The sequence below is a fragment of the Pyxidicoccus sp. MSG2 genome (assembly GCF_026626705.1).
Classification (GTDB): Bacteria; Myxococcota; Myxococcia; order Myxococcales; family Myxococcaceae; genus Myxococcus.
The window spans coordinates 6387730-6413101 of sequence record NZ_JAPNKC010000001.1; the positions used below are offsets into that span (position 1 = coordinate 6387730).

General features: G+C 70.7%; 25 protein-coding genes. 13 read left to right on the forward strand and 12 right to left on the reverse strand.

Features of this window, described 5'->3' with window-relative positions:
- Positions 1 to 40: 40 nt before the first annotated feature.
- On the forward strand, positions 41 to 571 hold the full coding sequence (locus tag OV427_RS25045; RefSeq protein WP_267858686.1) for a hypothetical protein: 531 nt from the start codon (positions 41 to 43) through the stop codon (positions 569 to 571).
- 29 nt (positions 572 to 600) lie between these two features.
- Here OV427_RS25045 and OV427_RS25050 read toward each other — a convergent pair whose 3' ends face one another.
- Together OV427_RS25050 and OV427_RS25055 are read right to left on the reverse strand one after the other, a co-directional pair.
- Positions 601 to 1275: a dienelactone hydrolase family protein gene (locus OV427_RS25050; RefSeq protein ID WP_267858687.1), complete on the reverse strand. Its 675-nt coding sequence runs from the start codon at positions 1273 to 1275 to the stop codon at positions 601 to 603.
- Between the two features lie 77 nt (positions 1276 to 1352).
- Positions 1353 to 1688: a PilZ domain-containing protein gene (locus tag OV427_RS25055; RefSeq protein WP_267858688.1), complete on the reverse strand. Its 336-nt coding sequence runs from the start codon at positions 1686 to 1688 to the stop codon at positions 1353 to 1355.
- 126 nt (positions 1689 to 1814) lie between these two features.
- Between OV427_RS25055 and OV427_RS25060 the strand changes: the two genes are divergently transcribed.
- Both OV427_RS25060 and OV427_RS25065 read left to right on the forward strand, forming a co-directional pair.
- Positions 1815 to 2318, forward strand: a complete 504-nt coding sequence (locus tag OV427_RS25060) for a GreA/GreB family elongation factor (RefSeq protein ID WP_267858689.1) — start codon at positions 1815 to 1817, stop codon at positions 2316 to 2318.
- An 84-nt stretch (positions 2319 to 2402) separates the two neighbouring features.
- On the forward strand, positions 2403 to 3311 hold the full coding sequence (locus tag OV427_RS25065; protein ID WP_267858690.1) for an MBL fold metallo-hydrolase: 909 nt from the start codon (positions 2403 to 2405) through the stop codon (positions 3309 to 3311).
- Positions 3312 to 3365: 54 nt separating this feature from the next.
- Here the strand turns inward: OV427_RS25065 and OV427_RS25070 are convergent, their stop codons facing one another.
- Complete coding sequence (locus tag OV427_RS25070; protein ID WP_267858691.1) at positions 3366 to 4082, reverse strand: class I SAM-dependent methyltransferase; 717 nt, start codon at positions 4080 to 4082, stop codon at positions 3366 to 3368.
- A 122-nt stretch (positions 4083 to 4204) separates the two neighbouring features.
- Between OV427_RS25070 and OV427_RS25075 the strand changes: the two genes are divergently transcribed.
- The 10 genes from OV427_RS25075 to OV427_RS25120 all read left to right on the forward strand — a co-directional run bounded on the left by OV427_RS25075 (position 4205) and on the right by OV427_RS25120 (position 16603).
- Positions 4205 to 5314 carry a vWA domain-containing protein gene (locus tag OV427_RS25075; protein ID WP_267858692.1) on the forward strand — a complete coding sequence of 370 codons (1110 nt, stop codon included), beginning with the start codon at positions 4205 to 4207 and terminating at the stop codon, positions 5312 to 5314.
- Positions 5315 to 5514: 200 nt separating this feature from the next.
- A complete protein-coding gene (locus OV427_RS25080) occupies positions 5515 to 6879 on the forward strand; it encodes a choice-of-anchor D domain-containing protein (protein ID WP_267858693.1) in 1365 nt (454 codons plus the stop codon).
- A complete protein-coding gene (locus OV427_RS25085) occupies positions 6879 to 8357 on the forward strand; it encodes a hypothetical protein (RefSeq protein WP_267858694.1) in 1479 nt (492 codons plus the stop codon). Before OV427_RS25080 ends, OV427_RS25085 begins: the two co-directional genes overlap by 1 nt.
- Complete coding sequence (locus OV427_RS25090; RefSeq protein WP_267858695.1) at positions 8354 to 11473, forward strand: IPT/TIG domain-containing protein; 3120 nt, start codon at positions 8354 to 8356, stop codon at positions 11471 to 11473. The genes OV427_RS25085 and OV427_RS25090 overlap by 4 nt, the downstream gene beginning before the upstream one ends.
- Positions 11470 to 12600: a hypothetical protein gene (locus OV427_RS25095; protein WP_267858696.1), complete on the forward strand. Its 1131-nt coding sequence runs from the start codon at positions 11470 to 11472 to the stop codon at positions 12598 to 12600. The genes OV427_RS25090 and OV427_RS25095 overlap by 4 nt, the downstream gene beginning before the upstream one ends.
- Before the next feature lie 135 nt (positions 12601 to 12735).
- The gene (locus tag OV427_RS25100) at positions 12736 to 13278 is read left to right on the forward strand and encodes a hypothetical protein (RefSeq protein WP_267858697.1); all 543 of its coding nucleotides are present in this window, start codon (positions 12736 to 12738) and stop codon (positions 13276 to 13278) included.
- Positions 13279 to 13440: 162 nt separating this feature from the next.
- On the forward strand, positions 13441 to 14166 hold the full coding sequence (locus OV427_RS25105; RefSeq protein ID WP_267858698.1) for an SDR family oxidoreductase: 726 nt from the start codon (positions 13441 to 13443) through the stop codon (positions 14164 to 14166).
- Complete coding sequence (locus OV427_RS25110; protein WP_267858699.1) at positions 14163 to 15002, forward strand: dihydroneopterin aldolase; 840 nt, start codon at positions 14163 to 14165, stop codon at positions 15000 to 15002. Before OV427_RS25105 ends, OV427_RS25110 begins: the two co-directional genes overlap by 4 nt.
- A gap of 46 nt (positions 15003 to 15048) precedes the next feature.
- Positions 15049 to 15828, forward strand: coding sequence for an SDR family NAD(P)-dependent oxidoreductase (locus OV427_RS25115; protein ID WP_267858700.1), 780 nt, complete (start codon positions 15049 to 15051; stop codon positions 15826 to 15828).
- A gap of 22 nt (positions 15829 to 15850) precedes the next feature.
- Positions 15851 to 16603, forward strand: coding sequence for a queuosine precursor transporter (locus OV427_RS25120; protein WP_267858701.1), 753 nt, complete (start codon positions 15851 to 15853; stop codon positions 16601 to 16603).
- A 1-nt stretch (position 16604) separates the two neighbouring features.
- Here OV427_RS25120 and OV427_RS25125 read toward each other — a convergent pair whose 3' ends face one another.
- From OV427_RS25125 to OV427_RS25165, 9 genes are all read right to left on the reverse strand, one after another.
- Positions 16605 to 17909, reverse strand: a complete 1305-nt coding sequence (locus OV427_RS25125) for a hypothetical protein (protein ID WP_267858702.1) — start codon at positions 17907 to 17909, stop codon at positions 16605 to 16607.
- A gap of 113 nt (positions 17910 to 18022) precedes the next feature.
- Complete coding sequence (locus OV427_RS25130; protein ID WP_267858703.1) at positions 18023 to 18802, reverse strand: ATP-grasp domain-containing protein; 780 nt, start codon at positions 18800 to 18802, stop codon at positions 18023 to 18025.
- Positions 18803 to 18811: 9 nt separating this feature from the next.
- Positions 18812 to 19723 (reverse strand): alpha/beta fold hydrolase, encoded by a 912-nt coding sequence (locus OV427_RS25135; RefSeq protein WP_267858704.1) that lies wholly within the window; start codon positions 19721 to 19723, stop codon positions 18812 to 18814.
- Positions 19720 to 20844 (reverse strand): alpha/beta fold hydrolase, encoded by a 1125-nt coding sequence (locus tag OV427_RS25140; RefSeq protein WP_267858705.1) that lies wholly within the window; start codon positions 20842 to 20844, stop codon positions 19720 to 19722. The genes OV427_RS25135 and OV427_RS25140 overlap by 4 nt, the downstream gene beginning before the upstream one ends.
- Before the next feature lies 1 nt (position 20845).
- Positions 20846 to 21292 (reverse strand): hypothetical protein, encoded by a 447-nt coding sequence (locus tag OV427_RS25145; protein WP_267858706.1) that lies wholly within the window; start codon positions 21290 to 21292, stop codon positions 20846 to 20848.
- A gap of 74 nt (positions 21293 to 21366) precedes the next feature.
- Positions 21367 to 21993 (reverse strand): Uma2 family endonuclease, encoded by a 627-nt coding sequence (locus tag OV427_RS25150; protein ID WP_324289986.1) that lies wholly within the window; start codon positions 21991 to 21993, stop codon positions 21367 to 21369.
- Between the two features lie 83 nt (positions 21994 to 22076).
- A complete protein-coding gene (locus OV427_RS25155) occupies positions 22077 to 23099 on the reverse strand; it encodes a M23 family metallopeptidase (protein ID WP_267858707.1) in 1023 nt (340 codons plus the stop codon).
- A gap of 219 nt (positions 23100 to 23318) precedes the next feature.
- Entirely contained in the window at positions 23319 to 24065 is a 747-nt protein-coding gene (locus tag OV427_RS25160) for an SDR family NAD(P)-dependent oxidoreductase (RefSeq protein ID WP_267858708.1), read from the reverse strand.
- A 113-nt stretch (positions 24066 to 24178) separates the two neighbouring features.
- A complete protein-coding gene (locus OV427_RS25165) occupies positions 24179 to 25327 on the reverse strand; it encodes a TPM domain-containing protein (protein ID WP_267858709.1) in 1149 nt (382 codons plus the stop codon).
- Between the last annotated feature and the right edge of the window lie 45 nt (positions 25328 to 25372).

Sequence of the window (25372 nt, forward strand, 5' to 3'; positions counted from 1 at the left end):
CCGGCCGCACCCCCCTCTCCCATCCCGCACGGAAATTCCCATGAGCCTTCGCCGCACGCTGCTGACCGCCGTCCTGGCCTCGACCGCCCTCCTGTCCGCCTGCACCCTGCGTCCCCGCTACAAGGACGTGGTGGCGCCGGGCCCCACCGCCAGCGTGGCCGGGCAGACGGTGGCGCTGCGCGTGGTGAACACGGAGACGAACCAGCCCGTGCCGGGCGCCCGGGTGCTGGCCGGCGACAGCCGCTCGCGCCTGTCGGCCGTCACCGACGCGGAAGGCCTGGTGACGCTCCAGGTGTCGCCGGAGCTGCTGAAGGAGAACCCGCTGTTCGAGGTGGTGCTGCCCGCGGGCGTGAAGAGCTACCGCCTCCAGGTCATGCCCTCGGGACAGTCGCCCGCGCCGGAGAGCATGCCCGCCACGCCGGAGACTCCCGCCGCGCCGGAGACTCCCGCCGCGCCTGTCTCGCCGGAGACGCCCGCCACGCCTGAGTCGCCTGCCTCGCCCGCCACGCCTGAGTCGCCTGCCTCGCCCGCGACGCCCGCCACCCCGACCGGGCCCAGCGCCGGCATCTGAGCCGGCGCCGTCCTCCTCCACGCGTGCGCTCAGCCGAGCTTCGCGTGGAGGAAGTCCACGGTGCGCTTCCACGCCGTCTCGGCGTTGGCTCGTGAGTAGACCTCCGGGCGCGTGTCGTTGAAGAAGGCGTGGTCGGCGTCATAGCGGTGGATTTCCACCGGGACGTTGGCGCCCTTCAGCTTCTTCTCCAGTGAATCCACACGCTCCGGCGTGCACCAGTCGTCATGCTGCGCGAAGTGGCCGAGCACGGACGCGCGGATGCGGGACACGTCCGCGCCCTGCTCGGGCGGAATGCCGTAGAAGGGCACGGCCGCGTCGAGCCCCGGGTCATTCGCGGCGGCAAGCAACGTCAGCGCGCCGCCCATGCAGAAGCCCATGATGGCCACCTTCGTGCCCGGAGCGCGCTGGCGCAGCGCCTCGGTGGCCGCGCGGAGCTCGGCGGTGGCCCTGCCCCAGTCCAGCGCGTTCATCAACTGCTCGGCCTCCGTCGCGTCCTTCGCCACGCGGCCGCCATAGAGGTCCGCGGCGAAGACGGTGAAGCCCTCGCTCGCCAGCCGGTCCGCGATACCGCGGATGTGCGCGTTGAGGCCCCACCACTCGTGGATGAGCACCACCGCGCCGCGCGACCTGCCACCGGGGGCCTCGCTGAGCTGGCCCGCCAACTCCTGGCCCTGCGTGCCGGTCAGCTTCGCCTGTCCTGCCATCGCGCACCTCTATGAAGAAGAAGAGAGGGCGCAGCGTAACCATGGGCTCCGGCGCGGAGCATGGGAGAAACGGCGGCTCAGGTGAACCAGCGCACGAGCCGCTTGCCCTGCATCTTCCGGTACTCCTGCAGGCGGCGGCGGAACTCCTCGGTGACGTGCGTGAAGCGCACGCCGTAGCGCCCCCGCACGCGCTCTCCCGCCGCGCGCCGCGTCCACACCACTTCACCCTGGAAGGGCAGCTCCGACTCGCCCACGGCGATGGAGCCTTCGATGGGCGTGCCCGGCTTCAGCGGCTGGAGCATGTCCGCGCAGAAGCCGCCCTCGGACACGTCATGCGTGTAGACAGGCAACATCCCGCGCAGCCGGACGGTGAGCCGGTGCGCGAATCGGGGGAGATTGCGTGGCAGGGGCATGTCCGTGATTCTGCCATTTTTCACATTAGACAGAAAAGAGGGCCGCCCACTGGACGGGCAGGCGTCCACGGCGGGGGCTACAAATCCCTGGAAGGACTGAAGAATCTCTCCAGGGCGGAGGCAGGCATGTCGAAGGCATTCACCAAGGAGGACGCGGGCGGGGACGAGGGGCTCCTGCCCGCGCGGCCGCGCCCGGCGTCGGGGGAGAAGCGCTACATCACTCCGGAGGGCTACCGGGCCCTACAGGAGGAGTTGCTCGCCGTGCAGGGGCCGGACACCGGGGCGGCGGGGCTGACGCCGCTGGAACTGGGCACGCGGCGCAAGGAGCGCGAGCGGCGCGCGCGGGAGCTGGCGGCGGTGCTGGAGGAGGTGCGCGTCGTGGCGCCGGACGGGGCGCAGGAGGGCCGCGTCTTCTTCGGCGCGTGGGTGGAATTGGAGGACGAGGACGGAAGCCGCGTGCGCTACCGCGTCGTCGGGCCGGACGAGGCGGACGTGAAGGCGGGGCGGCTGAGCGTGGAGTCGCCGCTGACGCGCGCGCTCCTGGGCAAGGAGGTGGGCGAGTCCGTGGTCGTGGAGCGGCCGCGCGGCGCGGTGGAGTACACGGTGACGCGGGTGGACTACGTGACGTGAGCGTGGCGTGCACAAAAGCAGGTGGGGCGACGTGCCTCCGGTTATGTTGCGCGACCGTAAATTCCTGCTTCGTGGAGCCTATAAATGAGAAGTCTCCTGGCCGTCCTGGTGGCGATTCCCTCGGTAGCGCTGGCGCAGCTCCCGGACCCGGCGAAGGGGAACGTGACGAGCGAGCCTGTCGCCGGCAACGTGCACATGCTGACGGGCGTGGGCGGCAACATCGGCGTGTCGGTGGGCCCGGACGGCCTGCTCATCGTCGACGACCAGTTCGAGGTGCTGGCCCCGAAAATCAACAAGGCCATCGACAAGCTGAGCAAGGCGAAGATTTCGTACGTGCTGAACACGCACTACCACTTCGACCACACGGGCGGTAACGGCGTGTTCGGTCGCGAGGGCCGCATCGTCGCGCAGCGCGAGGTGCGCACGCGCCTGGTGGCCGGCGTCGACATGGGCCCCATGGGCAAGATTCCTCCCGCGAAGAAGGAGGCCCTGCCGGTCATCACCTACGACACGGGCATGTCCCTCTACTTCAACGGCGAGGAGATTCGCCTGACGCACCTGCCCGCGGGCCACACGGACGGCGACTCGATGGTGTACTTCGTGGGCTCCAACGTGCTGCACATGGGCGACCACTTCTTCGTGGGCGCGTTCCCGTTCATCGACCTGAATGGCGGCGGCTCGGTGGAGGGCTACCTGGCCAACGTCGAGAAGGTGCTGGCCACGCTGCCGCAGGGCGTGAAGATCATCCCCGGCCACGGTCCGCTGGCGGGCCGCGCGGAGCTGGAGAGCTTCGTGGCCGCCATCCGCGAGTCGGTGTCGCTGGTGCGCGCCCGGCGCGACGCGGGCAAGACGCTGGCGCAGGTGAAGGCCGAGGGCCTGCCGGAGAAGTTCAAGCCGTGGGGCGCCGGCTTCATCAACCAGGACACGTGGCTGGAGACGGTGTTCACCAGCCTGGAGAAGGGCGCGAAGAAGGTGAGCGCGCCCACGCCGTAGTCGTCAGTCGAGCCACGGTGCCCGGGGCCCGGCCGCGATGCGGCGGGCCCCGTTTCATTTCCGCGTGGCGATGACGGTGCTGAGTGGCGTGAAGGGCTCGGGGAGGATGCCGTCGCGCACCTCGACGGTGAAGCCCTCCGCCTCCAGCAGGGCGCGGGCTCGCGGCACCAGGAACGTCAGGTAGTACATGACGAACGGCGGCCGCCAGAGTGCGTTGCGCACGCGCATGGCCGCGTTGAAGCTCTTGGCCACCCAGAAGCCCGGGTGGAGCTTCGAGGGCGGATGTGACGTGACGAAGACGAAGCGGCCGCCGGGACGCAGCGCCCGGGCGATGCCGCGCACCAGCCGGGGCTCGTCCTCCTCGAGGATGTGGCCGAAGGCGCCGAAGCTGGTGACGACGTCGAACTCGCCGTGGAACGGGAGCTCCAGTGCGTCGCCGCGAAGGAATTCGAAGCGTGCGTCGCCGGGAGCGCCGGAGAGGCGGCGGCTGGCCTCCTCGAGCATGCCCTGGCTGAGGTCGAAGCCGACGACGCGCTCGCGGGCGAGGGGCCGGAGGAAGCGCATCGCGGCGCCGGTGCCGCAGCACACGTCGAGCGCGCTGCCGACGGTACCGGGCGGCCCGAGCTGCTCAATCGCGACCTTGAGGACGGGGTCCGGGGTGCGGAAGGGCGTGTAGTCGAACTTGGGGGCGAGCAAATCGTACCCGCGCTCGACGGAGGAGAGCGCCTGTTCGGCCAGCTCCCGGAAGGTGGGCCCTTGGCGGTGGAACATGGTGCCCTTGCATGTAGCGCATCTTCGGCCGGTGCAGGGGGCTCGGCGGTGGAAGTGGAAGGTGGACGACGCGAGCCCGGGCGGGGCGCGAGACGGGGAGGATGGGCTAGGCTGCACGCCCCATGCGCCGTGCCGCCGCGGTCGCCTTCCTGGCGCTCCTCTCCGTGTCCTGCCGTGACGAGCGGCTCGTGCCTTCGCTGCCGCCGGGCTACCACGTGGACACGTACGCGCAGCGCTCCGCCTCGGCGGTGGACGTGCTGTGGGTGGTGGATGATTCGGGCTCCATGGCGCCGAGGCAGGAGGCGCTGGCGCGCAACTTCCAGGCGTTCATCGCGCTGTTCCGCGAGGGGCGCATCGACTTCCGGATGGGCGTGGCGACGACGGACATCTTCACGCGTCCGGGAGAGCTGGTGGGCGAGCCGCGCGTACTGGCCCCGGACACGCCGGAGCTGGAGCGGGCCTTCGGGGACAGCGTGAGGGTGGGCACGCAGGGCAGCGCGTACGAGGCGGGCCTGGAGGCGGCGAGCCGCGTGCTGGAGCGCCAGGCGCGGGAGAACGCGCCGGTGCTGGAGGCGCGCGCCGCATGTGAGTCGGGCTGTGCGTCGGAAGCCTGCCGCGAGGCATGCGCGACGGCTCACCCGGTAGCCTTCTTGCGCCCCGGGGCGTGGCTGTACCTGGCCTTCGTGACGGACGAGGACGACCGCTCGCCGCACGACGTGCGCACGTACTGGCGGATGTTCGAGCAGGCGAAGGGGATTGGGAATGATGGGACGGTGGTGGCGTCGGCCATCATCGGAGACGTGCCGGCGAACGGGTGCGGCGCGGAGCCGGGGACGCGCTACGCGGAGTTGGTGACGCTCACCGGGGGAGAGGTGGGGAGCATCTGCGACGCGGACTTCGCGGACACGCTGCGCACGCTGGCGACGAGCGCGGTGGGCCTGCGGCGCACGTTCGCGCTGGAGCAGGTACCGAAGGTGGACACGCTCCGGGTGCGCGTGCGCCATCCGTGTGGCACGTCACAGGAGTCACTCCAGGGTTGCGAGTCCGTGGACCGCGCGGCCTGCGAGGCGCAATCGGCGGAGGCGCTGGAGGCGGTGTGTACGCCGGTGCAGGGCGGGCCGGACGGCTGGACGTACGAGCCGGCGAGGCGGGTGGTGTTCTTCGCGGGTGGGTCCGTTCCGGGGCTCGGCACGCGGGTGGAGTTGGAGTACGTGGAGGAGGACGCGTCGTGAGCCGTCGCCGCGACACGTCTCCGCTGGCGTCGTGCGCTCGCGTTCTCCACGAGTGGCTCACGCAGGCTGAGCGGCCTCATGCGAATGCGGCCCGGCCCTTGGTGTCGCGTGCCCGCCTTCTCCACAAGTTGTCCCTCCTGCTCCTCGCGCTCCTCTGCCTTCTCGGAACCGCGTGCGGTGGAGACGCGCCCGCGCGCCCCGTGCTGCCCCGCTGGGTTGCGCCGGAGCCGACGCTCGACTTCGGGCCAGTGCCCGCACTGAACGAGCGCACGGTGACGCTGCCGCTGGTGAACGCAGGGCGCGCGTCGCTGCGAATCCTCGGCGTCACCGTGCGCGAAGCGGAGGCCCCCTTCCGCGTGGTCTCCGCGCCGCAAGAAGTCGCCGCGCAGAGCGAGGCCCCCGTGACGCTGGCCTTCGTCCCCCTACGCGAGGCGGCCTACACCGCGACGCTGGAGCTGCGCACGGACGACCCGGAGCAGGGCACGGTGGAGGTCTCACTCCGGGGAGAAGGTCGTACCGCAGCCGTCATCGAGCTGGACCCTCCGCGGCTCGACTTCGGCCGTGTTGCGGAGGGAAGCGCGGCGGTGCGGAGCTTCACCGTGCGCTCGCGAGGCAGTGCCCCTCTGGTGCTGGAGGAAGTCGGGCTCACGAGCGACACCCCCTCCACCTTCGAGCTGGTCGGCTCGACGCGAACGCCCGCGATGCTGGACACCGGCACCGAGGCCCCCATCACCGTGCGCTACACCGCGCCCGTGGGGCCGATGTCCGAGCCCGCGAGCGGCACCCTGCGCCTGCACACCACGGACCCCGACCATCGCGAGGCCATGGTGTCGCTGCGCGGTGGAGTGAACCGCGCGCCCGTGCCTGTGATGGCTCCGCTAGAAGCCAGCGCACCGGGCCAGGAGGTGACGCTCGACGCGACGAGCTCGCAGGACCCGGACGGAGACACACCCCTCACGTACCAGTGGGCCCTCCGCCAACGGCCCGTGGGAGCCCAGGCCGCCATTGCCCAGGCCGGAGCCGCAAGCACGGTGCTGCGGTTGGACCCGGTGATTCCAGGTGAGTACGAGGTGGAGCTGCACGTGACGGATGCGGCGGGGGCTCGGAGCCTCCGGCCCGCGACTACGCGGGTGGTGGCGGTGCCCGCGCAGCGGTTGCTGGTGGAGGTGTCCTGGAACAACGCGCTGACGGACCTGGACCTGCACGTGTTGCGCGGGACGGAAGCGGAGCCCGGCTCCGCACCGGATGACTGCCACTACGCGAATCCGCGTCCGGACTGGGGCACTCCCGGTCCGCTGGACGACCCGGAGCTGCTGAGAGACCGGCTGACGGGCTACGGGCCGGAGGTGTTCGGCTACGAGAGCCCCGTGTCCGGGACGTACCGCGTGGCGGTGGTGTTGGCTCGGGAGAACGGAGCCGTGGACCCGCGCAGCGAGGCCACGGTGCGGGTGTACGACCGGGGCGTGCTCAAGGGCGAGTTCCGCCGCACGCTGGCGAAGCAGGGCGATGTGTGGACGGTGGCGGACGTGCAGTGGCCCGCGGGCCTCGTCACGGAGGTGCCGTGATGGCGCGCGCTCTCGCCCGCGTCTCGTGGCTGTTCGCCCTGCTCCTCGCGGCCTGTTCCTCCGACCCGGCGAAGCCCGTGCCGGATGCGGGCCCGGAGCCCACGGCCTGCGAGCGCCGCGACGACTGCGAGGGAGGTCAGGTCTGCGGGATGCAGGGCTTCTGCGGCCCCTGCGAGTCCAGTGGCCAGTGCCGGCTGAAGGAGCGCTGCGAAGCGGACGCGCGGGTCTGCACCCTCCGCGAGGGCTGGGGCACCGACTGCACGGCCAGCGCGGACTGCGAGCTCGGGAGGTGGTGCCGTCAGGGACTCTGTCGCCAGCGAGCGGATGTGGTCCTCTGTCCATCGGGCCAGCGGGACGAGTGCCCGACAGGCCAGCGCTGCAACACGGCGGGCCTCGTGTGTGAAGAGGACCTGGGCTGCGTGGAGGACGCGGACTGCGGCCCGGAGGAGCGCTGCAACACGGGGCTGCACGCCTGCGTGCCCCGCTGCACCGAGGCTACAGCGTCCCGAATCTGTGCGTCCGAAGAGCGCTGCGCGGAAGGCCGGTGCGTCCAGTGCGAGGCGGATGGGGAGTGTGGCCCGGGCCTCCTCTGTGACGCCGCGGGACGCTGCACTGCGACACCGCGTTGCTACTCGGACCGGGACTGCATGGTGCCCCTCCAGTGCCACGTGCCGAGCGGAGCGTGCCTGCCCGAGCCCCCGCCCTGCACCTCGGATGACGGATGCGCGGCCGACCGGCGCTGTGAAATAGGAACCGGCACTTGCGTGCCAAGGGCCTGCGAGCCGGACACATTGGAGCCCAACGACACCACCGTCGCTGCATACCCGGTGCGAGCGAGCCGATACCTCGGTCTCACGCTCTGTCCGGACGACGTGGACCACTTCTCCATCACGCTGGAGCGAGGTGACCAGCTCGGAGTGAACGTGGAGGCGGAGGCCTTCGCGGAGCCGGCGTTCTCCACCACGCTCCAGGACGCGAGCGGACGCGTGCTCGCGTCGGGGCGCTTCCTGGCGACACACGTCGCGGCGGTGCCCGGCACGTACACGGTGCGCATCGCGGCGCGGGGCAGTGAGCCGCGAGCATACGACGTGGGCTTCTTCCTCTCGCGGGGAACACCGTGTGACGACGACTCCCACGAGCCCAATGACACACCCGCCACGGCGACAGCCCTGACGGCAGGCCTGCCGTTGGAAGGGATGCTGTGTCCGCAAGACCAGGACCACTTCCGTCTCACCGTGCCGGAGGGGCAGGGCGTGCGGGTGTCACTGTCGAACTACGTCGCCGCCGCCGGCCTGCTGCGCCTGTGCCTGCTCGGAGAAGAGGGCACCCAGGCGCCAGGCTGCTCCACCGAAGCCAACGGGGCGACAGTCTCGCTGCCCGCCTCCATCGCTGGAGGAAGGACGCTCACCGCGCGAATCACCGGAGAGGCTTCGCGCACCGCGAATGGCTACACCCTCCAAGCGGAGCTGCTGCCATGAGCCGTGGCCACCGCATCCGGTGCCATGTCACCACCAGGGTGGGGCACCTGCGTCTGGCGGTGCTGTGCCTCCTGCTCGCCGCCTGTGGTGACAGCTCGCATCCGCCGGGAGTCACCCCAGACGCCGGCCTCATCGACGCGGGAGCCGGAGCCGAAGATGCGGGCCCGGACGCGGGCTCCCAGTCAGACGCGGGCCCAGCACCCACGCTCCTGTCGCTCCTGCCAGTGCGGGGCGAAAGTGGAGGCGGCGCCTGGGTGCGACTGACGGGCAGCGGCTTCGTCCAGGGCGTGGCCGCGACTCCCACGGAAGCGGCCCGTCGCACGATGCTCAAGCTGGGCGAGCGTGAGGTGCGCGACTTCCAGCTCATTGACGACACCTCGCTCGACCTCCGCACGCCGCCGGGGGCTCCCGGGCCCGCGAGCCTCACACTGGAGAACCCGCGAGGCACGGCCCGCTGCGAAGCCTGCTTCACGTACTTCGAGTCCTTCGACCTGCGAGACCTCTCTCCGGCGGAAGGAGCGCTCTCCGGTGGCAACACGGTGACACTGGTGGGCACGGGCTTCCCCACGGAACTCCAGGTCCTCTTCGGGGGCACGGCGAGCCCCGCCGTCACACGGGTCTCCTCCACCGAATTGCGAGTCGTCGTCCCCCGAGCCCTGAGCGAGGGGCCCGTGGACGTGAGGGTCCACGGGCAGGGAAGTGGAGGCGTGCTGCGGCGCGCGTATCGCTACATTCACGACCCGCGAATCACGGACCTTGCTCCGCTCACCGGCCCTCGGTCCGGAGGCACGCGGGTGGTGCTCACGGGGAAGGGCTTCGAGGGCACGACCTCCGTCCTCTTCGGAAGCACACCCGCTCCGCTGTTCCAGGTGGACTCACCGTCCCAGCTCACGGCGACCACGCCACCGGGCCCGAGCGCGGGCGCCCTGGACGTGACAGTCCTCACCCCGCGAGGCACCTGGAAGGTACGCAACGGCTTCACCTACGAGGAGGCCACCGCGGGCACCCTCACCCTGCGCGGAGTCTTCCCCCACGTCGGCACGAGGGCGGACGGCACGGTGACGCTCACGGGGAGCGGACTCGACACGCCCGGGCTCGCGGTGTCCTTCGGAGGCCAGTCCGTCCCGCTCGTCACGGCCACGTCGACCACGGCCACCGTCACCGTACCCGCGCAGTCCTCACTGCCACGCAGCGTCACCGTGAGCGCCATGTCCGGCACCGAGAGCGCCAGCCTCTCGAATGGCTACACCTTCCGGCTCTCGCTCTCCCAGGTGACGCCCGACACGGGGCCCACCGCAGGCGGGACGCAGGTCACGGTGGAAGGAACGTTCATTCCACCGGACGCGGTGGCGCGGGTGGGGACGCTCGAAGCCACGGCGGCCTCGACACCCACGCAGGAGCAACTGCGCTTCACGACACCACCAGGAGGCGCGGGCGCACAGTCCCTCCATGTCTTCTCCGCGAGTGACCCGGAGAACGAAGTCCTCCTACCAGCCACCTTCATCTACGAAGCGCCGCTCCTGCTCGCCCAGGTGGAGCCCTCCCGAGGCGCCATCGCCGGAGGCACCCGCGTGACGGTGAGAGGCGCGGGCCTGGGTGAAGGCACCACCGTTACCTTCGGAGGCGAGCCCGCGACGGATGTGCAGGTGGTGGACGGCCACACGCTGACCTGTCGCACGCCGTCCTCGCGAGTGCAGGCCCCGGTGGAGGTGTCCATCACGCGAGGAACCACCCGCGCCGCGCTGTCTGAGGTCTTCACGTACTTCGACCCGAGGGGCCCAGGAGGACTCTCCGGTGGCCCGCTCACGGGGACGCTGAACGTCACGGTGCTCGACACCTCGTCCGGTGCCTACGGTCAGCCCGTCGCGGGAGCACGGGTGATGCTCGGCACGGACGCGGCGACACCGCTCCAGGGCGTCACGGATGCGAGGGGGCAGCTCACGCTCTCCGACACACGGATGGTGGGCGTACAGGTCGCCACGGTCTTCAAGGAGGGCTACGACGCGGTGACGGTGGCGGGCATCCGCGCGGAGAACCTGACGGTGTTCCTGCGCAAGCTCACGAGCGACGGCAACCCGGGCAATCCCCCCGAGCTTCCTCCTGCCGCCATCACCGGCCGGGTGCGAGGCTTCAAGCCACCGAGGCCCCTCGGTCCGAATGAGGTGTTGGAGGCCCGCATCTTCGTCGCGCAGCCGAGCCCCACCTCCGGCCCGCCCTTCGCGGGGCCGGGAGACCGGCGCGCGGACACCTGGCGCGTGCGAGAGGACGGAGGCGCATTCCAGGTCCACAGCCAGCCCGGCCTGCGCGCGGTGTACGCGGTGCTGGGCGTGCTGAAGGACGAGGTGGACTTCGAGCCCTACCTGCTCGGAGTGCGGCGCGGCATCGCGGCCTCCTCCACGCGAGTCGCGCAAGGGCAGGACGTGGTGCTCGACATGCACCTGGACGTCACCGCGTCGCTCACGGTGGACGGCCCCATCAGCGTGTCGGGGCAGCCCGCGCTGCACCAGGTGTACGTCTGGCTGGACCTGGGCGCGGAGGGACTGGTGCCGCACCCGCACAACTGGGGCACGGGGACACGCTTCTTCTCCATCATCGAAGGCCCGGGGCCTCGGCTCACGTTCCCCGGCCTGCCACGGCTGGACGGAGCGAGCCTCCTGTTCCTCGACCTGCTGCGAGGCACCACCACGTATCCGCAGAGCCTGCTCTACCACCGCCAGCCGGGAGACCCCGCGCAGGGCATGACGCTCGGGCCCCTGCTACCGCTACCGACCTTCGCCGCTCCCCCGTCGGGCCAGTGCTTCACCGGCGAGGTGGCGTGGAGCTCGGCGCCGTCGTCCACGGAGCCAGACCTGCAGCGGCTCACCCTCACCGCGCTGGGCGAGGGAAGCGGCATCCGCTGGACGGCCATCCTCCCGGCGGGAGAGACCCACGTGACGCTGCCAGCCCCCGCGCTGGAGTTGCTCCGCGCGGGACTGTCCGAGGGCACGCGTCTGCGCGCGGACCTGTCCATGGCGCGAGTGCCGCGCTTCGAGTACGCGCAGTGGACGTACGACACCCTCTCGCCCGCGACGTGGACCGCCTACGTGCTGAGCCGCTCGGAGGTCTTCGACCCGTGAACAACCGTCGCCGTTCATGGCCCGCCGCGCTGCTGCTGCTCGTGCTCGCCGCCTGTCACGAGGATGCGCTGGAACCCGGCACGACCTGCCGCGCGGACGCTGACTGTGGCACGCCCACGGAAGCGTACCGCTGCGACACGCAGGCCCACGTCTGTCGCTGCCGCACGGACACGGCCTGCGGCCCGAGCGAGACCTGCAACGCGGCGGGCTTCTGCCAGGACCGCGCGGGCTGCGAGTCGAACGCGGACTGCGGTGATGCCTCGCTCTTCTGCGACACGGGCACCGGGACCTGCCTCACCCGAGGCCGCTGCACCTCGGACCTGCACTGCCCGCTGGGCGAGGTCTGCGACGTCTCGCGCACCACCTGCGTGTCCGGCTGCCGGAGCGAAGGCGACTGTCCGGGCACGGCCTGCCGCTGCGGCGACGCCCCCTGTACCTGCGACGCCACCACGCCCGAGGGCCGCGCCGCCTGCGCGCTGGGCGTCTGCGACGCGACCTTCTGCGCGGAAGCCACGGACTGTGCCTTCGGCGAGCGCTGCGGCACCACCACCCACAGCTGCGACAGCGACTTCGACCCGACGCGCCGCCCCTACTGCGCGAGCTGCACCTACGGAGGCGGCCTCCAGGTCTGCGGTCGCGGCGCGAACTTCTGCCTGCGCGAGGCCTCGAGTCCGGGCACCGCCTTCTGCGGCGTGGACTGCTCGCAGGGGCAGGGCTGTCCCCACGGCTACCAGTGCGCGGACGTGGTGGTGGCCGCGAGCCGTGCGCGCTGCCGCTCGGATGCGGAGTGCGCGCCGTCGCCTTCGCTCCCGTGTCGCGAGGACCCGGACTGCGGACACGGCGGTCGCTGCGTGAAGGCCCCGGGCCAGGACACGGGCGCATGCGCGGGCCGCTGTGCCATCGACGAGGGCGACGTGGAGGGCTTCTGCACCTGTCAGCAGGACGCGGACTGCGTGCAGGACGCATGCAGCCAGGGCGCGTGCACGGTGAGCCGCCGCTCCTGCACGGGGGATGCGGACTGCCGCCCCATCCGCTGCGTGGACCCTGGAGGCGTGGGTGGCTGCCTCGTGGGACAGAACTGCGCGCCCGAAGAGGGGCTGACCTGCGCGGAGGTCGCACCCCGCTAACCCCGCGTGCTCCCGGGCATTTTCGATGTAGGTCCAGGTGGCGCCCGCCCGGGGAAATGGCGGGGCCATGGGCATTGAATGAACCGCGGGGACCCCCGTCAGAAGGTGCAAGCAGGACGACGGAGGTTGAACGACATGGCTCTCAAGACTGGTATCGCGTCCCTGGTTCTCGGCACCCTTCTCTTCGGCTCCACGGCGGCTCTGGCGGAAGACGGCAACGTGCGTGACTGGGCCAACCAGGAGGCCTCGCGGCGGACGAACGGCGGCGACAACAACTACCGCGATGACCGTCGCAACGACCGCAACGACGACCGCCGCAATGACCGCTACGACGACCGCAACCATGGTGGCGGCAACGGCTACGTCGAGGTCCACGTCCACGGCAGCGCATGCAACCACGGCCCGGCGCCGCTGCCCCCTCCGCGGGCCCGCGGCCGCTACGAGCTGCAGACGGTGAACCGCTACGTCGACGGCCGCAACGACCGCGTGTGGGTCCCCGAGGTCTGCAAGGAGCGCTACACCCGGCGCGGGCACGTCACCAAGTGCACGGGCGGCTTCTACGAGAACCGCTGGGTCCCCGGCCACTACGAGGCCGTGCAGGAGTGGGTCTGGGTGTCCTACGGAAATGACGGCGGCTGGCGCAACAACCGCGCCCACGCGGCCAGCTACTACCCGTAGCGAAGACGGTTTCAAGCTTCAGGGGGAAGTACCGCAGTAGGGGAGAGCACTCAGTACGGAGTACCGCGGGGCGCGTCGGACTACGGGGGTAGTCCGGTGCGCCCCGCGCCTTTTCAGGCGCATGGTGCCTTTCCGCGAGCGGCCTGTTACTGAATGCGGCCCATGGGTACCGCATTCGTCACGGGAGCCGGCATCCGCATTGGCAGCGCGGTGGCCCGCGCCCTCGGTCGCGCCGGCTATGACCTGGCGCTCCACGCGAACCGCTCGCTCGACTCGCTGGAGTCGCTGGCGGAAGAGCTCCGGGCGCTCGGCCGCCGCGTCACCCTCCACGTGGGGGACTTGAGCGACCCCGACGCGGTGGATGCGCTCGGCGCCAGCGTGCGCGAGGCGTGCCCCGCGCTGGACGTGGTGGTCCACAACGCGGGCCTCTTCGAGCGGGTGGACTTCGCCGCCGTCTCCCGCGCGCAGTACCGCACGATGCTGGCGGTGAACCTGGACGCGCCCTTCTTCCTCACGCAGGCGCTGCTGCCGAGCCTGCGCGCCGGGAAGGATCCGCTGGTGGTTCACCTCACCGACGTCGGCGGCGAGCGGCCGGTGAGCCACTACTCGCACTACTCGGTGAGCAAGGCGGGCCTCATCATGCTCACCCGTGCGCTGGCGGTGGAGCTGGCCCCGCACGTGCGGGTCAACGCCGTGTCCCCGGGCACGGTGGCCTTCCCCGAGGACTTCGACGCGGCGGCGCGCGAGGCGGTGCTGAAGCGGATTCCCCTGGGACGCGAGGGCAGTGTCGAAGACATCGCCCGCGTCGTCGTCTTCCTCGCCCGCGAGGCGCCGTACATCACCGGGCAGGTCATCGCCGTGGATGGCGGCAGGAGCGCACAGCTATGACTGGAGAGCCCCCCTTCCATCCCCCGGTGGTGACGTCCCCGCAGGGCCGGCCGCTGGACGTCATCGAGCTGCGGGGCCTCACGGTGGACTGCATCGTGGGTGTCTTCAACCGCGAGCGCTTCGCGGCCCAGCCGCTGCGGCTGGACGTGGCCCTCTTCCTGGACACGCGCAGCGCGGCGACGGGCGGGAGGCTGGCGAACACCGTGAACTACGGCCGGCTGACGGGAGAGCTCCGCTTCCTCCTGGAGGCGTGCCGCTTCGAGTTGCTGGAGTCCGCCGCCGAGGCCGTGTGCCGCTACGTGCTCGCGCCGCCCACGGGCGACGTGCCCCGCGCGCAGGTGTACGCGGCCACGGTGCGCGTCACCAAGCCGCAGGCGTTGGGTGGCATGGCGGTGCCTTCGCTCCAGATTCACCGCACCTCCGAGGAGATGGAGTACGCGCGCGAGGACAAACCCTTCGGCCGCGTGGACATCATCCACGAGGGCGCGGGCTACGGCGTCTACCGTCTGCGCGTGAGGCCGGGCGGCACCATCCCCACGCATGTGCACCAGCAGATGGAGGAGAGTGAATTGGTGCTCGGCCCGGGCTTGCTGCTGCAAGGCAAGCCGGTGGAGCGGGGCATGGCCTTCCACTGGCCGCGAGGCTTCCCGCACCGGTACGACAACCCGACGGCCACGGAGCAGACGGTGCTGTGTGTGGACCGGCCGCGCTTCATCCCCACGGACGAGGTGGAGACGGAGCCACCCGCCGAGGGACTGGCTCCCGCAACGGGCTTCTCCTACTACCCGCTCGAGGCACCCGTGGCCCCGGGCTCGCCGGCGGAGCGCAGCCCGTGAGCGCGACGGGCACCCATGACTCCGGACCCGCCACGGGAGCGCGACAGTGAGCGCGACGGGCACCCGGAAGGTGCTGGTCACCGGCGGCGGCACTGGCATCGGCCGCGCGGTGGCGGAGACGCTGCTGCGCGCGGGCGGCCAGGTGGTGGTGACAGGCCGGCGCGCGGAGGTGCTGGAGTCGCTCGTGCGCGAGTGGCCGGGCAAGGCCTTCGCCCTGCCGTGTGACCTGGCCTCTCCAGAGGCGCGCGAAGGGTTGCTGCGCCGAGCATCCTCGCTGCTGGGCGGACTGGACGGCTTCGTCCACAGCGCGGGACAGGTGGTGCACCAGCCGCCGGGCCACATCGGCGAGGACGCCCTGCGCGCACAACTCGAGGTCAACCTGGTGGCGCCGCTGCGGCTGGGAGAGCAGGCGCTGGAGGTGCTGGAGCCGGGTGGGGCGCAGGTCTTCGTGGCGTCCACGCTGGCCACGCGGCCCGTCCTCACCAGCGCCGTGTACAGCGCTGCGAAGGCGGGGCTGCTCCAGGTGATGAAGGTGCTGGCACTGGCCGGCGCCGCACGGGGCGTACGAGCCAGCGCGGTGCTTCCGGGCGTGGTCGAGACGGACATGACCCGCGAGGTGCGGCTCGCACCCGGAGAAGGCCCGTTGTCACCCGCGGAGTACGCGCGCAGGCAGGAGGTCCAGCTTGCGGGCCTGCGGGCGCTGCACCCGCTCGGCCGCCTCGGAAAACCGGAAGAAGTGGGGGAAGCGGTGCGCTATCTCCTGGGTGCTTCCTGGCTCACCGGGTCGGAACTGGTGCTGGATGGGGGACTACTGCTGCGGGAGTGAGGCGCGGTATAGACGCGGGGCGATGGTACTCGACAGGCGGATTCAGCTCTTCGTGGTGCTGGCGGCGGTGTTCGTCATCTCGCTGGTGGTGGGCGACATCATCTCGGTGAAGCTGTTCGAGGTGAACCTGGGGCCCATCGTCGCGGTGATGTCCATCGGCATGCTGCCGTTCCCGGTGACCTTCCTCCTCACGGACATCCTCAACGAGTTCTACGGGAAGAAGTCCGCCCGCTTCATCACCTGGGTGGGCTTCTTCATGGCCATCTTCGCCTTCGTGGTGATTGCCATCGCGGTGCGGGTGCCCTGGGCCCCGCTCACGCGCGCGCCGGACTGGCAGGGCGCGGTGGAGACCACGTTCAACAACATCTTCGCCGGCTCGCAGCGCATCCTGATGGCGTCGATGGTGGCCTATCTCATCGGCCAGTTCTGCGACATCGCCCTCTTCAACCTGCTCAAGCGCGTCACGAAGAACCGCATGCTGTGGCTGCGCGCGACGGGCTCCACGCTGGTGTCGCAGCTCATCGACACGGTGGTGGTGCAGTTCGTCGCGTGGTCGGGCCTGCTGCCCACCGCGACCATCCTGAACATCATCTACACGTCCTACGTGGTGAAGCTGCTGGTGGCGGTGGGCCTCACGCCGTTCATCTACCTGGGCCACGCCTTCGTCGAGCGCAAGCTGGGCATCAAGCCGGTGGTGCTCGGGGAGGACGGCGAGCCCGTGGAAGCCATGCCCGCGCAGGCCACGCCCCCGGAAGCCACGTCTCGCGCCGCCTGAATCAGGGCACCAGTCGCTGGAGGAAGACGTCGGTGTCGTCCGCGGCGAAGGAGCGGCCGCCGAAGGTGCGGGTGCCGAAGAACATGCCCGCGCCCACCACGTCTCCGCCGGGCAGGAAGGTGACGTCGCGGAGCAGGGGCGTCGCGAAGCACGGCGTGGTGACGTAGAAGTCCTGCCACAGCACGTCGCCCCCGGCCGACAGGCGCGCCAGCTCCGAGCCACACCCGTGCCGCCACACCATCGCCGAGCTCCCGTCCGCATCCACCGCGAGCCGGGCTCCCTCCGAGCCGCTCACGTCCTCGCTGTCCAGCACGCGCCCCCAGAGCGGCTCTCCGTAGGCGTCCGCGGCCAGGGCGAACACGGTGCGGTAGCAGCCGCGCTCCGTGCAGGGCGTCTGCACGGTGGCGCGCCCCCACTCGAGGGTGCCGTTGAAGTCACCGGTGAAGAGGAAGCTGCCATCCGGACGGAAGGACACGTCCGTGAAGTTCGGCGCGCCGGGGCCCACCTCGCGCTCCCAGCGTAACTCGCCGTCGGGTGACAGGCGCACGATGAAGCCACGGCTCTCGAAGGGGCCCAGGGGCCGCTGTCCCGCCATGATGAGCCCGCCCTCCGCATCCAGCGCGGCGACGGTGGCCGAGCCCACCGCGGGCACGTCCCGCTTCCAGAGCGAGCCTCCCCGCGCGTCGTGGCGCTCCACCACCAGCCCGTGCGCCAGCACCAGCGCGCCGTCTCCATCCGGAAGCAGCGCCCTCACGGCGTCCGTGGCCCGGGCCCAGCGGGGACTCCCGTCCGGAGCCAGCTTCGCCACGAAGTGGCTGTCGGTGATGACGGTGTCGCCCACGCGGAGCTGTCCCTCCACCTTGCCGGCGACGAAGACGTCGCCCGAGGTGGAGACGGCGAGCATCGGAGCATCCACGTCCGCGAGGCCCCGCGCTCCCGGCTCGGGGGTGAAGCTCCGGCTCCAGAGTTGTTGCCCGTTGCCGTCATGGCGCGAGACGGTGAGTGTCGTGCCGTTGGGGTCCAGGGACGTGTAGCTGGGGGCGAGGGCCTCGCTCGTGCCGAGCAGGACGACGCCGCCACTCCCATCCGAGGCGACGGCCGCAACGTCCTGTCTGCCGGCCACGGCGGTGTGCGCCGTCCAGCGGGCGTCTCCCGGGACGAGCTCGTGAGGCGCGCCCGGTGCGGGGAACGGCTCCTCGACGACGGGTTGCGGCGCGGGGCTCACCTTTCCCTGGTCGCAGCCACTGCCGAGCGCGGCCCACACGCCCAGCGCCAGACCCGCCGTGCCTGCTCGCCAATGCACCATGCCCGTCCCCACTCCCGCCCCGGTTTCCGGCCGGTCGCGAAACTGTGCAGGCCCTCCCTCGGAGGCAAGGCCAGGGTCCGGTACTTCACGGAGCGCGGGCCGCGAAGCCAGCCTCAAGAGGCCGGAGGCCCACCCGGTGTCGAGCCGCTGACACCGGTCAGCTCGCACCAGCGGGCCACCGTCAACTCCAGGTAGGCGTCCCGCCCCAGGCCGTAGGAGCCCAGCGAGAAGCCGTCATTCCACTCCACCAGCGCCGTCTCCCCGGTGGAGAGCACGCCGAAGTCCACGCCATAGCCGGCGGTGGCTTCCCCGGAGGACTCCAGCAAGCGGACGGCCTCGCGCACGGTGCCCTCGTCCACGGAGACGGAGGTGTCCCCCGCGTAGTGATGGATGCCGACGATGGCGCCCCTCACGACGAACACGCGGTACTCGCTGAGCCACCGAACGACCTCGGAGAGGACCAGCGGGGTGCTCGCGGAGGCCCGCTCCAGGAAGAGCACGTCGTCGGAGGTGTGGAACACGTGGCCGGTGAAGCGCTTCCTGCGGCCCACGGGCTTGGCGAAGACGGGCGGAGCGGACACGTCGTAGAGCGAGTCGACGAGCTGTCGCACGGTGCCCGTCCACAGCCGGCGGTGGAGGAAGGGCGCCAGGCACTTCGGGTAGTCATTCGTCGGAGGCGGTTCGATTCCGAGCTGCTTCAGCGCACCGAGCACGGTGGGCACATGACCGGCGACGAGCGTCTCGCGAGCGAGCGGCAACTGACGCCGCTCCAGCCGCTTCACGGTGAACAGCTCGGTGGGGACGCCGCGCGCCGCCAGTGCGTCCCGGAGCTCCCGCATCTCGGGCTCCATCCGTCCCTGGCCCTCTTCCTGGATGAAGGCGCGCTGGAGCATGGCGTCTCCTCAGACGCCCTCGTGCACCAGGGGGGCGAGGATGTCCCTCCAGTGGGAGTAGATGGAGAAGTGCCCGCCGCCCGCGAGGAAGTGGGGCACGGCGCGCGGAATCCGCGTGGCCAGGTAGCGCCCCATCTGCGGCGGGACGATGCTGTCCCCCTCCCAGTACCAGAGGTCCACCTCGCAGCGAATCTCCTCCAGCGGCACGTTCCACGGTGCCGCCAGGATGTGCGCCTCGCGCCGCATGCCCGCGACTCCGTTGCGCGTGGCCTCGCGGCGCCAGCCCTGCACCTGCGCGGAGATGAGCGGGTCCGCCAGCACGGCGCGGTCATCCGGCGACGCATGCGCCATGACGCCCGCGAGCGCCTTCGCCGGATTCGCACGCACCTGCCGGTCATGCATGGCCATCAGCGGGTGCAGCAGCCACTCCGGCCACGCCGCCATCGAGTACGCGTTGCGGTAGTCCCGGTTCACCCCGTCCATGGCCCCGCGTCGCTTCAGCGGCGACGCCCCGGAGACGATGGCCGCGCGGGTGAGCCGCGCCCCCAGCTTCCACGCGCAGGCGGCGACATACGGCCCGCCCGCGGACACGCCGAAGAGGGCGAAGCGGCCCACCTTCAGCGTGTTGGCGAGCTGCTCCAGGTCGTCCGCGAAGTCCAGCAGCGTGCGCCCGGGCTGGTAGTCCGACAGCCCGTAGCCCGGCCGGTCCGGGGTGATGAGGCGCACCCCCAGCCCGTGCGTGAGCCGGTCATCCGGGTGCCGCATGTAGCGCGAGCCCGGGTTGCCGTGGATGAAGAACACCGGCAGGCCGTCCAAATCACCGGACTCGACATACGCGAGCCGCCGCCCGTCCCGCAGGCGGATGGCGCCCTCGCGCACGTGCACTCCCGCTCCCGCTGACTCTGTCCCGGTGGAAATCATGGCTCCATCGTCTTCGAGCGCTCGCCAATCCAGGCGGCGATGGAGGGCCACACCACGGTGGCGCCCTTGCTGGATGCGGACAGGCCGATGTGGCCCACCGGGTAGCGCCGCGTCTCGACGTCTTTCGAGGACACCAGCTTTGGAAGTGGCTCGCTCATCGCGGGCAGGGCGATGGTGTCCTGCTCGGCGATGACATTGAGCACCGAGCACTGGATGCGACCCAGGTCGATGTGCTCCTCGCCCACCTTCATCTGCCCTTTGGGGAAGAGGTTCTGCTGGTAGCAGTCCTTGATGTACTGGCGGTAGACCTCACCGGGGAAGGGCACGGGGTCGGCGCCCCAGCGCTCCATGGCGAGGAAGGTGGTGACGAAGTCCGGGTCGTCGATGCGGCGGCACACCTCCAGCCAGCGCGTGAGGCGCTGCACCGGCGCGGCCATCATGAAGCCGCTCTCCAACACCTTGGTGGGCACGTTGCCGTACGCGTCCACCAGCGAGTCCACGTCGAAGTTCTCCGCCGACGTCCACAGCGTGTAGACGCCGCCCTTGCTGAAGTCCACGGGCGTGGCCTGGGCCACCAGGTTGCGCACGCCCTCGGGGTAGAGGGACGTGTACGCCAGCGCCATGGTGCCGCCCATGCAGTAGCCGTAGAGCGTCAGCTCGCGGCTCTTGCTCACGCGCAGCGTCCACTGCACCGCCGTCTGGATGAGGCCGCCCAGCAGCTCTTGCCAGTCGATGTGCTCCTCGGTCTTCCCGGGCACGCCCCAGTCGAGGGCGTAGACGTCGTAGCCCGCGTGCGTGAGGTGCTCGATGAGGCTGCGGCCGGGGAGGAAGTCGAGGATGTACCAGCGATTGATGAGCGAATAGACGAAGAGGATGGGCGTGCGGTAGCGGCGCCGGGGCGCGGCGTAGCGCAACAGGCGCATGCTGCCGCGCGTGTACACCACCGTGTGGGGCGTGGCGCTGATGGGCGGCTCGCGGACGCCGGACGCCTTCTCGATGATGGGCTTGAGGTACGGGTAGGGATTGAGTGGCCGCGCCTTGAGGATGCTGGCCACGGCGCGCGGGAGGTCGAGCTTGCCCGCGACGAACGAGCGGAGACGCTGGGTGGTGGACGCGGTCATGTCAGGCGCGGCGCGTGGACGAGGCGCGCCCCTTCGGATGGGGCGCGCGGGTTTCGGAGGCGTCGGCCTCGGAGGTCTCGGGGGTGTGGACGAGGTCCACCATCGTCTCGAGCTGGGTGCCGAGCGCTTCCACCTGGTCATTCACGCGGCGGAGCTGGTCCCTGAGGTCTTCCACCTCGGAGGGCGTGGGAAGGTGCAGGGTGTGCAGCGTGCGCTCCACGAGTCCCCGGCGGCGGATGCGGGCATTGAAGCCCTGGCGCATGAGGCCGCCGCTGACCCGCAGGTACGTGGGGCTCTCCGCGAGGCGCGCGAGCACCTGGGTGAGGCCCTGCTCGGCGCGGGTGAAGACCTTGCCGGTGCGCGTCTGTGGGTGGGTGAGCTGCCCCAGCAGCTTCAGGCCGCGGGCGAGGAGCCCCTTGTTGGGAGCCGTAGGGTCCGACTGACTCATGGACGGGACTTTAGCCCAAGGAGGGGCGGGACGCGCCGGGGCCCATGCGAAAACATGAACCGCGATTCACATTTTCAGCGCTTCCAGAGAAACGCCAGGTTCAACGGAAGCGCCTCGAACGGCTCGGCACGGACCACGGCGTTGCCCGTGTACACGCCGAGCTGCTTCCACCCCTTGCCCTCCAGCCGGAAGACCTCCAGCGACTGGCTGCGAGGGTCCACGAACCACAGGTGCCCCACGTCCTCACGGGCGTACACCGCCATCTTCCGGCCCCGGTCCAGCGCCTCGGTGGAGGGAGAGAGGACCTCGCAGACCCAGTCCGGCGGGAGCTTCACTCCAACGATGTCTGGCATCTCGGGCATCCGCTCGCGCCGCCAGCCCGCGATGTCGGGCACCAGCACATCCCGCTTCAAATGAAGCTCGGGCTCGATGAGGTGCAACCAGCCGCCAGGGCCTTCTTCCTTCCCGAACGGTGCGAGCTCCCTGAAGAGCTCCCCCGCGGCCCGGTTGTGGACCGTGCGTGGCTGGGGACTGACGTACAGCTCGCCATCGACAATCTGGCTGATGACGCCCTCGGGGAGGCGCTCCCGTGCCTCGTACACGCTCTCCGTCCGCGGCTTGTCGCCCATGTCCCCAGGATGCGGCCCCGCCCCGTTCGTCGCAACCCGCACCCCGTCCTGCACCTGGAGGTCTTCGCTCATGTGTCCAGCATGCACCAGACCTCTGACATCCTGCACGCTGGGGACAATCCTCCAGGTAACTCGCGAAAATGCCGGGCCCGTCCTCACTCCGCCGAGGCGTAGCGCTCGAACGTGCGCGGAATCCCCCTGTCCTCGTCGACATCTCGGAAGGTGACGGGGATGCTGTCGCCGCCCTTCTCCACCACGAAGTGGATGTGGCCGGTGAGGCTGTTGCCCACGTTGCCGACCTCCGCCAGCGGGTCTCCCTGCTTGACGGTGTCGCCTTCCTCCACCTTCGCGCTGCCGGTCTTGATGTGCAGGTACTTCGCCACGGTGCCGTCATCGTGTTGCACCGTGACGAAGTTGTTGTGCTTGCCCTTGCCGTTGCCCTCGAAGCCGTGCTCGACATTGAGCACCGTGCCGCCGCGCGCCGCCAGCACCGGGGTGCCGCACTGGCGCCGGAAGTCCCAGGCAAACTCCTCGTCTCCCTGGTGGTTGAAGGACGAGTTGTTGCCCTGGACGATCCACGAGCGCTCCCCGTCGGGATACGGCGAATTGGCCGCCGTCGGATAGGCCCCGGCCTCGATGGAGCCGCGCAGCATCATCCACGCGACGAGCCACACCACGCCCCACAACCCGTACACCGCCGTGCCGATGATGGCGAGCCTTCCCCAGCCGGGAAGCTCCACGCGCTGTCCCGCTTCGCCCGCCGTCTCGCGCGCGATGAAGGGCGCGGCGAACCACGCGCCGAAGCACAGCATGCTGCCCACCAGTCCGCCCCAGTGGTACAGCCCCGACAGCCACACCGGGCCACACGAAGCGAAGGCGCCGAAGCCGAAGGCGAACGCCGTGACGATGGACCAGAACGCCCCAATCAATGGAAGCGCCTTCGTCCAGAACACCGTGGCGTCGAACCGGTTCGCCTCGCCCCCGCGGACGGCCAGCGCGCGCCGGAGGCCGTGCAACGTGAGCACGATGAAGCCGCCCCAGGTCAGCAGCGCCACCACCGCGGTGGGTACCATGGGCCCGTCACCCGCGAAGCCCGCGAAGGAGGCGATGAACATCAGCGCCGCGTAGACCCCCAGGAGGATGAGAAGGACTGACGCAGCCGTTCCGTAACGAGTCATCGCTGTTCCCCCCGCCCGCGTGGACCTCACGCATGGCTTCTCATGAGGAGAACGGCGGACGGGGCAGGGTGTCGTCCGTGAAGTGGGCCCACCGCCGGCCGGGGCCTTCACGGGACGTCGGGCCCACGACGGACGGCTCGGGCGCTTGCTCCACGCCTCCGCCCATGCGCGGAGGCCCGGCCCACGAGGACGTGCGAGCGCCTCCCCGTGCGCCCGCGCTCAGCCCCGCTTCACCGGCAGCGGCCCGAAGGCCTGCGCCACCGGCATCAGCGAGATGATGTTGATGTTCACGTGCGCGGGGCGCGTGGTCACCCAGTGCACCGCGTCCGCGATGTCCTCGGGCGTCAGCGGCTGGGTGTTGGCGTAGAGGGACGCGGCGCGGGCGTCATCACCCTTGAAGCGGACGTTGGAGAACTCGGTGCCGCCCACGAGGCCGGGCTCGATGTCCGTCACGCGCACGGCGGTGCCGTGCAGGTCCGCGCGCAGGTTGAGGCTGAACTGGTGCACGAAGGCCTTGGTGGCGCCGTACACGTTGCCGCCGGGGTAGGGGAACTCGGCGGCGATGGAGCCCATGTTGACGATGTGGCCCCGGTTGCGCGCCACCATGCCGGGCAGCACCGCGTGCGTGCAGTACAGGACGCCCTTCACGTTGGTGTCCACCATCACGTCCCAGTCCTCCACGCGTGCCCCCTGCGCCAGGTCCAACCCCAGCGCGAGGCCCGCGTTGTTGACCAGCACGTCCACCTCGGCGAAATCCGCCGGCAGCGAGCGCACCGCGCGCTCCACCGCCTCGCGGTCCGTGATGTCGAGCGTCACGGGCAGCAGCCGCTCTCCCAATTCCGCCCGCATCGCCTCCAGCCGCTCCGTCCGTCGCCCGACAGCGATGACGCGCGCGCCGTCCTGGATGTAGCGGCGGGTGATGGCCAGCCCGAATCCGGCGGTGGCTCCGGTGATGAGCACGTTCATGTGATTGCCCTCGAACCTCGAAGTCGGTTTCCGGGCGCTACATGCCACGGGCGGGACGGCGGCGCACGGGATTGATGCCGCCCGTCACGGCCCGGCGACACACGACGTGCGAGCTACCACGACGAGTTGGAGCCACCCCCGCCGAAGTCACCACCCCCGCCGCTCCACGAGCTGTCCGAGCTGGAACTGCTGGACGAGGACGAGTCGCTCGAGGACGAGTCGCTCCAGGAAGAAGAAGACGAGGACGAGTCGCTCCAGGAAGAAGGCGAGGACGCGCCGCTCCAGGAAGAAGGCGAGGAGTCACCCGAGGACGAGGAGCTGCCCGAGCGGTCCGCTCTGTTGACGCCCCAGATGAAGGCCCAGACGAGGAAGGGGACGAAGCTGATGCAGGCACTGGTGAAGACCGTGAGGCCGAGCATGTCCAGCACGCCGGGGCTGGGCATCATCGTGCCAATGAACAGGCCGGTCAGGAGCTGGATCCCGCCCAGGAGGAACGCCAGCACCCGGGAAGCGTGGATGCCGACGAGCGTGAGCAGGCAGAACACCGTCGCGAAGATGACGAAGGTTCCCAGGAAGTGCACGGTGGGGTGCTGGCTCGACCAGGTCGCGAGGGTGATGGTCCCCAGAGGCAGCACCACGAGCGCGCCCACGGCCCAGGCCAGCTTCACGGTGCCCAGCCGCTTCCGCCACGCTCCCACGCACTGCCCCAACAGCATGCCCATGAGGAGCCCGCCGACCAGCAGCCCCACGAAGGCCTCACCCGCTTTCGGGGCGGTCGACGGCACCTGGTTCTCCACCACGCCGTCGGCATTCGGGAGGCGCAGGCGCACGCCCTGCACCACCGCCAGCAGCGCGCCCCGGTAGTCCCCCTGTCGCAGCAGCGGCCCCTGTGCGTCGAGCAGCGTGCGCACGGCGTCGTCGGGCAGGTGCTCCTCCAGCCCGTAGCCCACCTCCAGCCGTTGGCGCCGGTCATTCACCGCGAGCACGAGCAGCAGCCCGTTGTCCTGGCCCCTACCGCCGCCCTTCCACGCCGCGGCAACCTGCAGGGCATAGTCCTCGATGGGCACCCCGCCGGTGGTGTCCACCATGAGCACCGCCATCTGCGCGCCCGTCTCCTCGCGCAGGCGGACGAGCTCGGTGGCCACGGCTTCTTTGTCAGCGGGGGACAGCCGCCCGCTCGTGTCCACCACGGGCCGGTCCACGACGGGCGTGGCGCCGAGCAGGAACACGGGCAGCAGCAGCAACAACAGAGACTTCAGCATGCGGGCCCCCTCGACGGCCTGCCCGCTTGAGACAGAGAGCAGGCC